Annotated in this window: 15 protein-coding genes and 1 tRNA gene; 5 read left to right on the top strand and 11 right to left on the bottom strand. The window is 71.1% G+C overall.

Annotated features, from left to right (window positions below):
- Nucleotides 1–129: 129 nt before the first annotated feature.
- The 5 genes from ACZ7PG_RS25155 to ACZ7PG_RS25135 form a co-directional block, all read right to left on the bottom strand.
- Complete coding sequence (locus ACZ7PG_RS25155) at nucleotides 130–633, bottom strand: GNAT family N-acetyltransferase (protein ID WP_470241525.1); 504 nt, start codon at nucleotides 631–633, stop codon at nucleotides 130–132.
- Between the two features lie 31 nt (nucleotides 634–664).
- Nucleotides 665–1,459 (bottom strand): IclR family transcriptional regulator, encoded by a 795-nt coding sequence (locus tag ACZ7PG_RS25150; protein WP_470242403.1) that lies wholly within the window; start codon nucleotides 1,457–1,459, stop codon nucleotides 665–667.
- 120 nt (nucleotides 1,460–1,579) lie between these two features.
- On the bottom strand, nucleotides 1,580–2,275 hold the full coding sequence (locus ACZ7PG_RS25145; protein ID WP_470241524.1) for a 3-keto-alpha-glucoside-1,2-lyase-like domain-containing protein: 696 nt from the start codon (nucleotides 2,273–2,275) through the stop codon (nucleotides 1,580–1,582).
- A gap of 79 nt (nucleotides 2,276–2,354) precedes the next feature.
- The gene (locus tag ACZ7PG_RS25140; protein ID WP_470242402.1) at nucleotides 2,355–3,818 is read right to left on the bottom strand and encodes a PH domain-containing protein; all 1,464 of its coding nucleotides are present in this window, start codon (nucleotides 3,816–3,818) and stop codon (nucleotides 2,355–2,357) included.
- A 95-nt stretch (nucleotides 3,819–3,913) separates the two neighbouring features.
- The gene (locus ACZ7PG_RS25135; protein WP_470241523.1) at nucleotides 3,914–4,426 is read right to left on the bottom strand and encodes a PH domain-containing protein; all 513 of its coding nucleotides are present in this window, start codon (nucleotides 4,424–4,426) and stop codon (nucleotides 3,914–3,916) included.
- Between the two features lie 271 nt (nucleotides 4,427–4,697).
- Between ACZ7PG_RS25135 and ACZ7PG_RS25130 the strand changes: the two genes are divergently transcribed.
- Both ACZ7PG_RS25130 and ACZ7PG_RS25125 read left to right on the top strand, forming a co-directional pair.
- The gene (locus tag ACZ7PG_RS25130; protein WP_470241522.1) at nucleotides 4,698–5,615 is read left to right on the top strand and encodes a proteasome assembly chaperone family protein; all 918 of its coding nucleotides are present in this window, start codon (nucleotides 4,698–4,700) and stop codon (nucleotides 5,613–5,615) included.
- Nucleotides 5,615–6,346 carry a class I SAM-dependent methyltransferase gene (locus ACZ7PG_RS25125; RefSeq protein ID WP_470241521.1) on the top strand — a complete coding sequence of 244 codons (732 nt, stop codon included), beginning with the start codon at nucleotides 5,615–5,617 and terminating at the stop codon, nucleotides 6,344–6,346. The genes ACZ7PG_RS25130 and ACZ7PG_RS25125 overlap by 1 nt, the downstream gene beginning before the upstream one ends.
- 21 nt (nucleotides 6,347–6,367) lie before the next feature.
- Here ACZ7PG_RS25125 and ACZ7PG_RS25120 read toward each other — a convergent pair whose 3' ends face one another.
- The 3 genes from ACZ7PG_RS25120 to ACZ7PG_RS25110 all read right to left on the bottom strand — a co-directional run bounded on the left by ACZ7PG_RS25120 (nucleotide 6,368) and on the right by ACZ7PG_RS25110 (nucleotide 8,987).
- Nucleotides 6,368–6,718, bottom strand: coding sequence for a YciI family protein (locus ACZ7PG_RS25120; protein ID WP_470241520.1), 351 nt, complete (start codon nucleotides 6,716–6,718; stop codon nucleotides 6,368–6,370).
- A gap of 22 nt (nucleotides 6,719–6,740) precedes the next feature.
- Nucleotides 6,741–7,727: an MCE family protein gene (locus ACZ7PG_RS25115; protein ID WP_470241519.1), complete on the bottom strand. Its 987-nt coding sequence runs from the start codon at nucleotides 7,725–7,727 to the stop codon at nucleotides 6,741–6,743.
- A 69-nt stretch (nucleotides 7,728–7,796) separates the two neighbouring features.
- On the bottom strand, nucleotides 7,797–8,987 hold the full coding sequence (locus ACZ7PG_RS25110; RefSeq protein ID WP_470241518.1) for an FAD-dependent monooxygenase: 1,191 nt from the start codon (nucleotides 8,985–8,987) through the stop codon (nucleotides 7,797–7,799).
- Between the two features lie 112 nt (nucleotides 8,988–9,099).
- Between ACZ7PG_RS25110 and ACZ7PG_RS25105 the strand changes: the two genes are divergently transcribed.
- Entirely contained in the window at nucleotides 9,100–9,762 is a 663-nt protein-coding gene (locus tag ACZ7PG_RS25105) for a TetR/AcrR family transcriptional regulator (RefSeq protein ID WP_470241517.1), read from the top strand.
- Here ACZ7PG_RS25105 and ACZ7PG_RS25100 read toward each other — a convergent pair.
- A complete protein-coding gene (locus ACZ7PG_RS25100; RefSeq protein ID WP_470241516.1) occupies nucleotides 9,759–10,034 on the bottom strand; it encodes a YggT family protein in 276 nt (91 codons plus the stop codon). The genes ACZ7PG_RS25105 and ACZ7PG_RS25100 overlap by 4 nt on opposite strands.
- A gap of 61 nt (nucleotides 10,035–10,095) precedes the next feature.
- Nucleotides 10,096–11,010 carry an MBL fold metallo-hydrolase gene (locus ACZ7PG_RS25095; protein ID WP_470241515.1) on the bottom strand — a complete coding sequence of 305 codons (915 nt, stop codon included), beginning with the start codon at nucleotides 11,008–11,010 and terminating at the stop codon, nucleotides 10,096–10,098.
- 82 nt (nucleotides 11,011–11,092) lie between these two features.
- Here ACZ7PG_RS25095 and ACZ7PG_RS25090 point away from each other — a divergent pair, with 82 nt between their 5' ends.
- The gene (locus ACZ7PG_RS25090; protein WP_470241514.1) at nucleotides 11,093–11,971 is read left to right on the top strand and encodes an AraC family transcriptional regulator; all 879 of its coding nucleotides are present in this window, start codon (nucleotides 11,093–11,095) and stop codon (nucleotides 11,969–11,971) included.
- Complete coding sequence (locus ACZ7PG_RS25085) at nucleotides 11,968–12,561, top strand: maleylpyruvate isomerase mycothiol-dependent enzyme family protein (RefSeq protein WP_470241513.1); 594 nt, start codon at nucleotides 11,968–11,970, stop codon at nucleotides 12,559–12,561. Before ACZ7PG_RS25090 ends, ACZ7PG_RS25085 begins: the two co-directional genes overlap by 4 nt.
- Nucleotides 12,562–12,622: 61 nt before the next feature.
- Here the strand turns inward: ACZ7PG_RS25085 and ACZ7PG_RS25080 are convergent.
- A tRNA-Arg gene (locus ACZ7PG_RS25080) sits at nucleotides 12,623–12,695 on the bottom strand.
- Between the last annotated feature and the right edge of the window lie 37 nt (nucleotides 12,696–12,732).

Raw genomic sequence — 12,732 nt, 5'->3', positions numbered from 1 at the left:
CAACCTCCGAAGTCTGTGGGCCGGCCCAGGAGCTTCCCCCTCCGAGGCCGGCGAGCACAGTAGAACACATGTTCGACCCGGTGCGCCAGTACATCCCCCAGCCAGGGGAGAAAAAGGCAAAACGGCAGGTCAGAGTGTTCGGATCATCGCGACGCGCGGCCAGGCGTCCAGACCGCGGGCGGCCTCCGCGCGGCGGATCGCGCGCAGCCCGGCGCCGATTTCCACGTCCGACAGCACCCGGAATCGCAGCCGCTCGTAGTACGGCGCGTTCCACGGCACGGCCGCGAACGTCGTGAGCGTCAGCGCCGGCAACCCGCGCGCGACCGCCCACTCGGCGAGCGTCTCGATCAACGCGCTGCCGAGCCCGCGGCGCGCGTGCGAGGGCCGCACCGAGACCTGCTCGACGTGCGCGTGCCCGTCGACGACCTCGGCGATCAGGTACGCCACCGGCCGGTCGGCGTCGTCCACGCTCACCCAGGCGCGGCCGTCGGACTGGTACTCCGCCAGTTCGGCGGGCGAACCCGGGTCGTCGTCGGCGATCGCGGCCATATCGAGAGCGCGGAACAGGCTGCCCGCCTCGCGCTCGACGTCGATCAGCGCGGGCAGGTCGTCGGGGCGCGCGAGCCGGATCACGAAGGCATTCGTACGCGTCCGGCGGGGATTTTCACAGCGAATAAGACGAGATCGTGCGCTGGATGCGGGTCGCGTACCCCTGCAGGGCGGTGATCGCGGTGCGCCGGGCCTCCTCGGTGATCCGCGCGGCCGGACCGGCCAGGCTCAGCACGGTCGGCCGCCGCCCGTAGGCCTGCACGGGCACCGAACACGCCCAGACGCCTTCGTCGATTTCCCCGGAGCTGACCGAAAACCGGTTCTCCAGCGCGTGCTTGAGCTCGTCACGCACGAAGGTGCCGCGCTGCTCGACGATCGGCGCCAGCCGCCGGTCGCGCTCGATCTCCGGCAGGAGCGCGAGCAGCATCTTCCCGGACGCGCCGCGGCCGAGCGGCAGCGAATGCCCCGGCTCGAACGTGAACCGCATGGCGCGGTCGCACTCGACGCGGTCCGCGCACACGGCGGCGTCGCCGAACTGCTGGAAGAGCATCACGGTCTCGCCGAGCTCCCGCGCGGCTTCCTCCATCGACGGCTTGGCCAGCCGCACGAGGTCGTTCGCCAGCTGCGCGGCGCGCGCGAGCGGCATGACCTGGCTCGTGAGGTGGTAGTGCCCGGCCCGGCCCTCCTCGAGGAGCTGCAGCTCCTTGAGGAGCGCGACGTAGCGGTACGTCGTCGCGACCGGGGTGCCGATCGTCGCGGCGAGCTCGGCGACGCTGGCCTCCCAGCGGGACTCGGAAAAGGCGAGCAGCAGCTGGAGGACCTTCCGGGAACTGCTGGCACCGGGGGTTCGGCGCGGTTCGGTGGTGGCGGAACCGTCAACGGCACTGGCGGCACTGACGGCAGGCGTCATCATGACCTCTCGGTGAGACAAAAACGACCTTCGCTATCACACGGGGTGAATAAATTAGCACGTTGTGTTAAACGAAGGCCAGCATTCGACCGACGGTCCGCCACTCGGGAAAACCGCGAGTCAGAGCGTGAGGAACTCGCCGGGTTTCGTCACCACCGGTGACTCGACGTAGAGGCCGCGGTACTCGTCCTGGATCCCGGAGTTGTGCACCTGCAGCGCGAGCGGACCGGTGCGCCCGGCGGTCTTGTCGGTGAACCGCAGGACTTCGGTGCCCTTGCAGGTCGCGGCCGTCCCGGTGAGCGGGCAGCAGGCCATCCGGGCCACGCCGGTGGCCGCGTCGCCGATCAGCTCGCACTGGGCCCACTTCTTGATGTCGATCGTGGTGTGCGGCAGCTGCGTGAACAGTTTGCCGCCGCCGTCGTTGTGGCCCGGCCGGTAGTCCCAGTGGCCACCGTTCGGCGGCTGGAACTGGATGGCGCTCAGCGCGTCGCGGATCGGGTCGGTGGTGCCCCAGATCAGCACGGTCGGTTTGTGGTTGCCCTTGACCTGCCGGACATTGAATATCCACCGAAAAGTGCCGACCTGCGCTTTGTTGTAGTACAACCAGCCGCGCGCGGTGCCATTGCCGTGGATGACGCCGTTCTTCGCCGACCACAGGCCTGACTTGGACGATGTCCAAGCGCTCAAATCGGTGCCGTTGAACATCGGGACGAGGTTCGGGTCGCCGTACGGGTTGTCCGCCGCCTGCGCGGCCGGGGCGAACCCCGAGGCCACGACGATCCCCGCGGCGAGCACGCCAAGGAGCTTCTTCAACATCATGCCGTCCTCTCGACGAATGCGATGGGCATTGCGTTCGGACGGCGGATTTCACGCTACGAGTGGTGCGGGTGAGGAGTCAACCGCGGTCCCGCTGATCGGTCAGGAACGGCGTCAGCAGCCCGGGAACCGCCTGGTCGGCGAGCGCGAGCCCGGCGGACTCGCCGACGTCGAGCACGCGGTAGTGGCCCTTGCCCGCGGCGACCGGCGCGATGATCGTGACCAGCCCGGCCCGGCGCTGGAAGTACGAGCGTTCGACGACGATGCCGGTCATCCCGTCGCAGCGGACCGCCGCGGTGCCGCGGTCCAGCGAACCCGAGCGCGTCACCAGGTAGCGCCCGGTCAAGGCGTGCCCGAGGCCGCGGTAGCGGTCCCAGCCGACGAGCGCGGCGAACGGCAGCAGCACGAGCGCGGCCTGCCACGGCCAGTCCGGCAGCGCGCCGAGCCACGCCAGGCCGTACAGCCCCGCCGCGAGCAGCAGCACGCCGACGACGGCCCGGGAGATCCGCCGGTACAGCGCGCGGCGCGGGTGGCGCACCAGCGGCGTCGCGGCCGGGTCCTCGCCGAGCACCTCCGCGACGACCTCGTGGGCTTTCGCGAGCGGCGCGGGCGGGAGCAGCAGCCCGCCGCTCTTGTCCGCGCCCTTGCCCTCGCGCAGGCCGCCGGCGATGGCGACGCAGCGGGCGCCGCCGGCCAGCCGCAGCGGCAGCGGCTCGCGGATTTCGACGCCCCGCAGGCGGTCCTCCTCGATCGACACCGAGCGCGTCGTGATCAGGCCGCGCCGGATGTGCAGCGTGCCGGCGGGTTCGCGGGTGAGCCGGAAGTTCCAGAACGACAGCACGTACCCGCCGATCGACAGCAGCGAGACGAGCACCAGCAGGCCGGCGGCGGCCAGCACCAGGCTGACCCACGTCGGGGTGTCGGCGAAGTGCCCGACGACCGTCTGGACCAGCGAGAACTGGACCGGGTCGAAGTGCAGCTCGTGCGCGAAGTGGTAGACAGTGCCGACTGCGGCACCGACGACCGCCAGCCCGGACAGCGTGAACGGCGCGTACCGCAGCCACTTCTTGTCGACGGCGACCACCAGCTGCTCCGGCGGCGCGGTCGCCTCTTCGGAGGAGAGAGCCACGGCCTTGCGGTGCAGGAGCAGTGTCCGCAGCCGCTGCGCTTCGGCGATCGTGACGGCGTCGAGGACCAGCTCGTCCTTGTGCCGGCTCCCGCCGTTCGAGTGCCGCCCGGTGCCGATCCGCGCGGCGGCCAGCGAGAACAGCCGGTGCTTCGGCTCGGAGGTGACGTCGACCGTGCGGATCCGGTCGCGGGGGATGGCCCGCTGCTTGCGCAGCAGTAGCCCGGTGTGCCACTCGACCTGCGTCTCGGTGATCCGGTAGCGCGAGGTCAGCACGTGCGAGACGCCGGTGCACACGGCGATCGCGGTGACGGCGAGGCCGATCCACTGCCACGACTCGCCGCGCCCCACGAGCAGCGCGCCCAGCAGCACCGGCAGCGACCGCACCACGTCCAGCACCGGCCGGATGAGCAGCATGCGCCGGTCGAGGCGGTGCCACGGCGCGTCCGGGGTGCCCTCGGCGGGTGGGGTCACGGCCGCTTCGGCCGCGGGGGAGAGTGCGTCGGCGGGGGTCACGTCGCGTCGCCCCGGACCGCCTGGGTCTTCTTCGTGAGCTCGTCGGCCAGCTCCAGCGCGCGGTCGTGCGCCAGGCCCGCGATGCGCAGCGGGCCGGCCGCGGACGCCGTCGTCACGGTGATCTTCGCCAGCCCGAAGAGCTGCTCGAAGGGGTCACGCTCGATGTCGACGGTCTGGATCCGCGACACCGGCGCGATCCGCCACTCCTGCTTCAGCCAGCCGGCTTGGGTGTAGACGGCCTCACCGGTGACCTCCCAGCGGTGCACGCGGTAGCGCCACTGCGGCATCACGATGAGGTGCAGCGGGGCGAGCACGCACGAGATCACCAGCGTGACGTCGAGGAACGCCGGCGGGTCGTCGCTGGTCACGACGATGACGGTCTGCACCCCGACCAGCACGATCCAGAGGAGCGCGGCGGTCGCCGTCCAGTAGCCGATGGCCCGGCGGCTGACCTGGTGCGCGGGCGGCCGCAGCCGCAGTGCCGCCGTGTTCGTGCTGTGTTCGCTCACAGGTCAAGCGTGCCCGATCGGCGCCTTGCGTGCCCACGACATGTGTCACTGAAGTTTATTCTGGTTAGGCCGCCGCGCCCCGCTCACAGGCCGGCGGCCAGCTCGGATGTCATGCGGCGGCCGACGGCTGAATAATCTTCACCGATGGCGATTCGGTCCGTCCTCGATCGCGTGCCGTTACGATCGGCCACACCGTCGGAGGAATGGATTCGCCGTCGGGGTGTGTTGTGCTTGAAGGATTCACATACGTGTCGGCTAGCAGGAGGACCCGGTGGGACTCGATCCCGACGACCTGTACGAGGTGGACTCGGACGTCCCCGACCTGACCGGGGCGGTGCTGATGCACCACTTCGAAGGGTTCATGGACGCCGGTTCGGCGGGGCGTCTGCTGGCCGAGCACCTGCTCGGCGGAGAGCACCGGGTGGTCGCGCGCTTCGACGTCGACCGGCTCATCGACTACCGCTCGCGCCGCCCGACGATGACCTACGCCGTGGACCACTGGGAGGACTACGACGCGCCGGAGCTGGTCGTGCACCTGCTGCACGACGCCGACGACACGCCGTTCCTGCTGCTGTCCGGCCCCGAGCCCGACCACGACTGGGAGCGGTTCTGCCGCGCGGTCCGGAACCTGGTCGAGCGCTGGGGCGTCCGGCTCACGGCCGGCTTCCACGGCATCCCGATGGGCGCGCCGCACACCCGCCCGCTCGGCGTCACCGCGCACGCGACCCGCAAGGACCTGGTCGGCGAGCACCAGCCGCTGCCGAACCGGCTGCAGGTGCCGGGCAGCCTGGCCGCGCTGCTGGAGTACCGGCTCGGCGAGTGGGGCCATGACGCCGTCGGGTTCGCCGCACACGTGCCGCACTACCTGGCGCAGTCGACGTACCCGGCGTCGTCGCTCGTCGTGCTCGACGCGCTGGGCCGCTCGACCGGGCTGAGCCTGGCCGAGGGCGAGCTGCGCTCGGCGGCGGAGCTGGCCGACGCCGAGATCAACCGCCAGGTCGCGGAGTCCGACGAGGTCGCCGACGTCGTCCGCGCGCTGGAGCGGCAGTACGACACGTTCATCGAGGCGTCCGAGCGCGGCTCGCTGCTCGCGGAGTCGGTCGAGCACATGCCGACCGCCGAGGAGCTCGGGTCCCAGTTCGAGCGGTTCCTGGCCGAGCAGAACGGTGGCGACGGACCCGAGCGTTGATGACGCGCTACGACGAGATCGGCGTCGGCTATTCACTGGGGAGGCGCACCGACCCGCGATGGCTGACGCCGGTGCTCGACGCGCTCGGTGACGCGGATTCCGTGCTCGACGTCGGCTCCGGGACGGGGTCCTACGAGCCACCCGGGCGCCGGGTCACGGCGGTGGAGCCGTCGGCCGAGATGATCCGGCAACGGCGGCCCGGAGCGGCGCCGGCGATGCGGGCGGTCGCGGAGGCGCTGCCGTTCGCCGACGGCGCGTTCGACGCGACGCTGGCCGTGTTGACCGTGCACCACTGGCCGGACTGGCGCCGGGGTCTCGAGGAACTGCGCCGGGTCTCGCGCCGTCAGGTCGTCCTGGCCTACGACACCGCGCTGCACAACGACTTCTGGCTCGTGCGGGAGTACGTGCCGGAGGTCGCTTCGCTGGAGTCGTCCCGTCCGTCGGCGCCGGAGATCGCGGATTTCCTGGGCGAGGCTTCGGTCGTCGAGCTGCCGGTGCCATGGGACTTCACGGACGGCGTGTTCCCGGCTTACTGGCGCGGTCCGGAGGCCTACCTGGACCCGGCGGTGCGGCGGTCGTGTTCGGCGCTCGCGCAGACGTCGCCGGCCGCCGTGGAGCGGGGGATGGCGCGGTTGCGGGCCGATCTCGAGTCCGGGCGCTGGCACGAGGAGCACGCGGAGCTGCTGGACCGGACGGAGTGGGACGCGGGGTTCCGGCTCATCGTGAGGTGAGCTGAGAGGACCGTCCCGAGATCACGAAGCCGCCGGCGGCCCGTCGAGGATTTCGCGCAGCTCCAGCGTGCCGAACTCGGCCCACGGGTGCCGCGACGCGACATCGAGGACCGTCGACCGGTCCGCGCCTTCGAGGATGTTGTAGCCGCCGACCTGCTCCTTGGTCTCGGCGAACGGGCCGTCGGTCAGCAGGACTTCGCCGTCCCGCACGCGGATCGTCTTCGCCTCGGCGGGCGGGTGCAGGCCCGTGCCGCCCTGCCGGACGCCTCGCCGTTCGGCCTCGGCGGCCCAATCGTGGCAGCGCCGCGCCATCTCGGGGCCGGCCGCCGCGCCCGCGGACTCGTCACCGCACAACAGGAGCAGGTATCGCACGGCGTCAGCATGCCACGCGGGCTCAGCCGTGGCAGCCGCCTTCGTTCACCGGGCCGAACGACGGCAGGATCAGCCCGCACAGGTAGCCGTCGACCCACCGGCCGTTCCCGGTGAGGTTGACGGCCAGCCGGACCAGTGGCGCGAACCCCTTGATGCCGGCGGCGAGCGCGTCCTGGTTGCGCTGCAGCATCGACGTCAGCTGGTCGAGCTGGGTGAGCAAGGGCCCGAGCTGCGCGTCGTTGTCGCTGACCAGCCCGGACAGCTCGGTGGCGAGCTGCCGCGAGCCGTCGAGCAGGGAGCTGATCGCCTGCTCGCGGTCGCTGACCTCGGACAGCAGCAGGTTCCCGTCGGCCAGGAGCTGCCGCACAGCGGCGTCGCGGTCGACGAGCGTCTGCGAAACGACACGCGTGTTGCCCAAGAGGGTGGCGAGCTGCTGGTCGCGCGAAGCGAGCGTGTCCGACAGCCGCGACAGCCCGCTGAGCGCGGCCCGGACGCTCTGCGGGGTGTTCGCGAGCGTCGCCGACAGGGTGTCGAAGCTCTTCGCGAGCTGGGTGGTGTCGATGCTGTCCACAGTGGACGAAAGCTTCCCGAACGCCGCGAGGACGTCGTAGGGAACGCTGGTGCGGGACCGCGGGATCGGCTGTCCCGGGTCGAGCGTCCCGTCGCCCCGCGGGTCGAGCGCGAGGAACTTCTGGCCCAGGACGGTCTTGAGCCGGATCGCCGCGCCCGTCGTGTCGCCGAGCCACGCGCCCTTGACCCGGAAGGAGACCAGCACGTGGTCGCCGCGCAGCTTGACGTCCGAGACACGGCCGACCTCGACGCCGGCGATGCGGACGTCGTTGCCCGCGAACAGGCCGGCCGCTTCGCTGAACTCCGCGGAGTAGGTCGTGCCGTCGCCGATGATGGGCAGCGAGCGCGCGTTGAGCGCGGCGAACACGCCCAGGGCCAGCACGGTCAGGCCCGCGAGCGCCGTCTTGACCGGGGCGTCGGCGGCCCGGCGTATTGACATGGCGTCAAGAGTGACGTACGCCACGCCGGGTCGCCAGCCGAGTCCCCCGATGAGACGAAGATCGTCGGTTCAGGCGGACGTGAGCGCGGGGTACTCACGATATTCGACCGCGTTGGCGGCGCGATCGGTCATCCAGGTGAACACCCGGCCGAACAGCCGCGTGCTGATCATCTTGTAGGCGCGGTTGCGGCTGCGGATCTTCGCGACGGTGCGCGGGGCGAGGAAGTTGCCCGAGCCCTTGCCGTTCTTCTGCCCGACCGTGGCCGGCTTGCGGAGGCGCTCCTCGTACTTCGCGAACGCCGTCACGTGGTCGCCGCCGGCCGCCGCGAGCTCACCGGCCAGCACCTGGGCGCCCATCATCGCGAGCCCGGTGCCGGACCCGCCGGGCCCGGCGCACCACGCGGCGTCGCCAAGGAGCACGATCCGGCCCTTCGACCAGCGGTCGAGGTGGATCTGGCTGATCGAGTCGACGTACAGGTCGTCCGCCCCCGGCAGCGACCGGAGCAGCTTCGGCGTCTCCCAGCCGGTGTCGGCGAAGAGCTGCGCGACCAGGGCGCGCTGCTCGTCGGGGGTGCGGCGGCGGAACTCGACGCCGTCGGCGGCGAAGACCAGGTTGACGTGCAGCTTGTCCGGCAGCCGGTGGCTGCCCACGGTCAGGCCGCGGCCGGGTTCGTTGTACATCACGCTGGTGTGGTCGAGGCCGAGGTGGTTGGGCGCGGTGAACCCGGCGATGCCGAACCCGAGGTCGCGCCGGAAGTCCGATTCGGGCCCGAAGGCGGCGGCCCGCACCCCGGAGTGCACGCCGTCGGCCCCGACGACGAGGTCGAACCGGCGCGGCGCGCCGTGGCGGAAGGTGACGTCTACGCCGTCGCCGGTCTCGGTCAGGCTGGTGACGCGGTCGCCGAAGACGTACTCGGTGTACGCCTTGGTGTGGTCGTAGAGGATCCGCGCGAGGTCGCCGCGCAGGATCTCGACCTCCCCGCTCCAGGCGGCGCCGGGCACCGTGAGCTGGGGTTTCGCGTCGAGGCCGAGCACGGTCTGGTCGCCCATCGCGGTCTCGAACCGCCGGATGTCGTCGAGGACGCCCATGGCCTTCAGGAGCTTCACCTGCTCACCGCGGAAGTCGACGGCCTGTCCGCCGGGCCGCAGGGCGGGTGCGGTCTCGACGACGGTCACGCGGTAGCCGTGGCGGCGCAGCCAGTAGGCCGCGGACGGGCCGGCGATGCTGGCCCCGGACACGAGCACGGTCTTGGCGGTCATCGGAGGTTCCTCTCGGGTCGGTGGTGATGACCCGAGAGTGCGGCCCGCCGCTGACGGTTCTCGCACGATCCGCTGACCGTTCGGCCGGTGGTGTCCGGTTCGAGTGGCTAGCATGACGCCCGTGGACCGCTCCGCCGCAGACCGGATCCCGCAGGACGGCGAAGATGCCGCCGTCGAGGCGCGCATTTTGAACGCCGCCGCGCACCTCATCGCCGACGAGGGGTTCGGGCGGCTGAAGATTGGGGCCGTCTGCGCCCGGTCGGGCTACGCGCGGGCGGTCATCTTCCAGCACTTCGGCGACAAGGACGGCCTCGGGAAGCGGCTGGTCGAGTACGCCGTCGAGGAGTTCACCAACTCCTACAGCGAGGCCGTCGCGGCCCGGACCGGCTCGGCCACCGCGACGCCGATGGACATGCTGCGCGCGCTGGTCGACATCATCTTCGAGCTGATCCGCACGATGCCGACGCTCAACCAGGCCTTCCTGGCCCTCTGGGGCGACGCGGCGGCGGAGTACTCGGCTCTGCGCGGCGCACTGACCGAGGCCGACCGCCGGTTCCGGTTCGCCATCGCCCAAACCCTGGCCAGCGGCGTCGCGGACGGGACCATCGCCGGCGTCCGCGACGCGGATGCGTACGCGTCGGCGCTGCTGGCGCAGCTGCGCGGGATCTCGATGCAGGCGCTGATCGACCCCGACGGCATCGACCTGCGCGGCGTCCGTACCGAGCTGGAGCGCGGCATCGACCGCCTTTCGCCGGGCTTCCGCGGCAGTCTTTAGAGCGCGAAGACGATCCCCCGCAGCACGATCACCCCGATGAAGACCAGCGTGAAGGCGAGGTCGAGCGAGATCCCGCCGATCCGCACCGGCCGCACGACGCGCCGCACCGGCCCGATGACCGGCTCGGTGGCCGAGTAGGCCAGGCTCCGGGCCCGCCGCGTCCACGGCGGGCTGTCGGCCAGCACCCCGACCCAGTCCAGCACCATCCGCGCGATCAGCACGAGCAGGTACAGGCTCAGCGCGAAGCCGAGCAGTGTCCCTAGTGCACCCATGGTTCCTCCTTGTCCCCCTGACAACGCGCGGGAGGTGCGGGGAGTGCCGGATCCGTCCGGTTCACAGGTTTTCGACAGGATCGCCCGCCCAGCGGCGGATGGCGAACCGGCTGCCGTCGCGCTCGACTTCGGCGGCGCCGGGACCGGCGAAGTGCGCGGGGATCACGAGCTCGCGGTGGTCGGCGGCCCGTTCGAGGACCCGGCGCCGGGTGACGGCGGCCTGCTGTTCGTCTTCGCAGAAACAGCTGCTGTGCCGGGGTTCGAGGATCTGCACGGGGCTGTGCAGCAGATCGCCGACGAACACGGCGCGGTCCCCGCCGGAGGCCAGCCGCACGACGGACGAGCCGGGCGTGTGGCCGGGCGCGGGTTCGAGGGTGAGGTTGCGGTCGATGCGGTGGTTTCCCTCCCACAGCACGGCTTTCCCGAGCACGGGGGCGATGCTGTCGGCGTAGACCAGCAGGCTGCCTTCACGGCGCACCTGGTCGTGCTCGGTGCGCGGGGCGGGGCGCCGGTGGGCGTTGCGCGGGTCGAAGTACACCTGGTCGGCGCGGGGGATCAGGTAGGTGGCATTGGGGAAGGCCGGCACCCAATCACCGTTGCGCAGCACCGTGTTCCAGCCGACGTGGTCGTAGTGGATGTGGGTGTTGACGACGACGTCGACGTCTCCGGGTCGGACACCGGCGTCGGCGAGCCGGTCGAGGAAGTCCGTGGCCAGGTGGTCGAACAGCGGGATCTGCGGGCGGTCCCGGTCGTTGCCCACGCCGGTGTCGATCAGGATGACCCGGCCCTCGCTGCGCAGCACCCACGTCTGGACCGTGCCGCGGTAGCCGCCGGTGTCCGGGTTCCAGTGATCGGGCGCGAGCCAGTCGGCGTTGTCCTGCCAGAGCTCGGGCGGGCTGGGGACGATGGTTCGCGCGGGGGCGATCTCGCCCTGCCACTCGAGGACCTTCACGACTTCGACGTCACCGATGTGCATGTCTCCACTGTGAGTCTGCCTTCTGAGCTTTTCAATGCTCTGGTTGCTCACTTTGATGCGCGAACGTCTTATAGTTGCTTTCGTGGACCTCCTGAGCGACGCGATCGCGGCGGTGCGGATCGGACAGCCGACGTCGAACCGGCTGCGCGCCGGCGACGAGTGGTGCTACCGCTTCGCGCCGTACGAGGGCGCGGGCTTCCACGTGCTGCTGCGCGGCAGCGGCTGGCTGATCCCGCCGGCGGGCGAGCCGGTGCCCCTGGGCGCGGGCGACGTGGTCCTGGTCCCGCACGGCAGCGAGCACACGCTGTCGTCACGGCCGGACGCGTCGGGCGCGGTCCCGTTCGAGACGGCGGTCCCCGAGCCGGCCGGTCGAACGGAGTTCCTGTGCGGCAAGTACCGCCTGTCCCGGACGCGCCGCCACCCGGTGCTGGCGAGCCTGCCGGAGGTGGTGCACATTCCCGCCCAGGTCGGCGGTTCTCCGGAACTCCGGGCGGCGATAGACCTGCTCGGCGCGGAGGTGACGTCCCACCGTCCAGGCTCGGCGACGGTCCTGACGGGGCTGCTGGATCTGTTGCTGGTCTACCTGATCCGCGCGTGGCTGGCGGAAAACCCGGACGCGGGCTGGCCCCAGGCGTTGCACGACCGGTCGATCGCGGCGGCGCTGGAGGCTCTGCACGCGAATCCCTCGGCACCGTGGCGCATCGAGGATCTGGCGTCCCGGGTGGGCCTGTCCCGCGCGACGCTCGCCCGCCGTTTCACGGCGCTGACCGGCCAGCCACCGATGGCGTACTTGACGTGGTGGCGCTTGACGACGGCGGCGGGGCTGTTGCAGGACACGGATCTGCCGCTGCCGTCGATCGCTTCGAAGGTCGGCTATGGCTCGCCTTTCGCGTTCTCGCACGCGTTCAAGCGCCAGTTCGGCACCGCACCGGGAAGCTACCGGCTAGTGTCGCGATCATGAAGCCGGTTTCCGCGGTCGACCTCGACGCAGCCATCGCTTGTCTGTCCAACGGTTTGCAGCCGGCGGTGTCGAAGGACTGGACGACGGTGCCAGGCACCGGCGACCTGGACGGTTTCCGTACGGCAGAGCACATCGGCGACTGTTTGTTGTCGTACGCGGCCCAGCTGGTCTCACGTCGTTCCAGCGGTTACGTGCCGTTCATGGCAGCGTTGGAGAAGGAGGCGTCGTCGGCCGAGGCGCTGGAGTTCGCATTGGCGGGCAGCGCAATCCTGGCGGCGGTGGTCCGCTCGGCACCCCCGGAAGCCCGCGCATTCCACCCGACGGGCACATCGGACCCGGCGGGGTTCGCGGCAATGGGCTGCGCAGAGGTACTGGTCCACGGCGAGGACATCGCCCGTGGCTTGGGCCTCGCGCTGGACCCACCCCGGGAGATTTGCGCTCGTACGGTGTCGCGGCTGTTCCCGCACTTGGGCGACGTGTCGGACTTGGACCCATGGACGGCGCTGCTGTGGGCGACGGATCGCGTGGAGGTCCCGGGGCGCCCGAAGCAGACAGGCTGGCGCTGGAAGGGTGCCCCGCTGGAAAGCTGAGATGCGAAAGCCCCTGTCGCGATTCCGCCGACAGGGGCTGACTGGCCGTTGTGAAGAAGTGTGCCCTCGGCAGGATTCGAACCTGCGACACCTGCCTCCGGAGGGCAGTGCTCTATCCCCTGAGCTACGAGGGCCCATCGCTGGGCGACTCGGAAAGCTTAGCGCATCCCG

The sequence above is a fragment of the Amycolatopsis sp. NPDC114504 genome (genome assembly GCF_055633595.1).
Note: the sequence above shows the minus strand (reverse complement) of the source record. Positions and strands in the feature narration are given on the sequence as shown.

Excerpts from the sequence above, each read along its gene's own strand:
- ACZ7PG_RS25140 (WP_470242402.1), bottom strand. The coding sequence starts at position 3,818 with ATGCTGCTCATCCGGCCGGTGCTGGACGTGGTGCGGTCGCTGCCGGTG.
- ACZ7PG_RS25085 (WP_470241513.1), top strand. The coding sequence starts at position 11,968 with ATGAAGCCGGTTTCCGCGGTCGACCTCGACGCAGCCATCGCTTGTCTG.
- ACZ7PG_RS25115 (WP_470241519.1), bottom strand. The coding sequence starts at position 7,727 with ATGTCAATACGCCGGGCCGCCGACGCCCCGGTCAAGACGGCGCTCGCG.
- ACZ7PG_RS25105 (WP_470241517.1), top strand. The coding sequence starts at position 9,100 with ATGACGCCCGTGGACCGCTCCGCCGCAGACCGGATCCCGCAGGACGGC.
- ACZ7PG_RS25095 (WP_470241515.1), bottom strand. The coding sequence starts at position 11,010 with ATGCACATCGGTGACGTCGAAGTCGTGAAGGTCCTCGAGTGGCAGGGC.
- ACZ7PG_RS25125 (WP_470241521.1), top strand. The coding sequence starts at position 5,615 with ATGACGCGCTACGACGAGATCGGCGTCGGCTATTCACTGGGGAGGCGC.
- ACZ7PG_RS25145 (WP_470241524.1), bottom strand. The coding sequence starts at position 2,275 with ATGTTGAAGAAGCTCCTTGGCGTGCTCGCCGCGGGGATCGTCGTGGCC.
- ACZ7PG_RS25110 (WP_470241518.1), bottom strand. The coding sequence starts at position 8,987 with ATGACCGCCAAGACCGTGCTCGTGTCCGGGGCCAGCATCGCCGGCCCG.
- ACZ7PG_RS25150 (WP_470242403.1), bottom strand. The coding sequence starts at position 1,459 with ATGACGCCTGCCGTCAGTGCCGCCAGTGCCGTTGACGGTTCCGCCACC.
- ACZ7PG_RS25100 (WP_470241516.1), bottom strand. The coding sequence starts at position 10,034 with ATGGGTGCACTAGGGACACTGCTCGGCTTCGCGCTGAGCCTGTACCTG.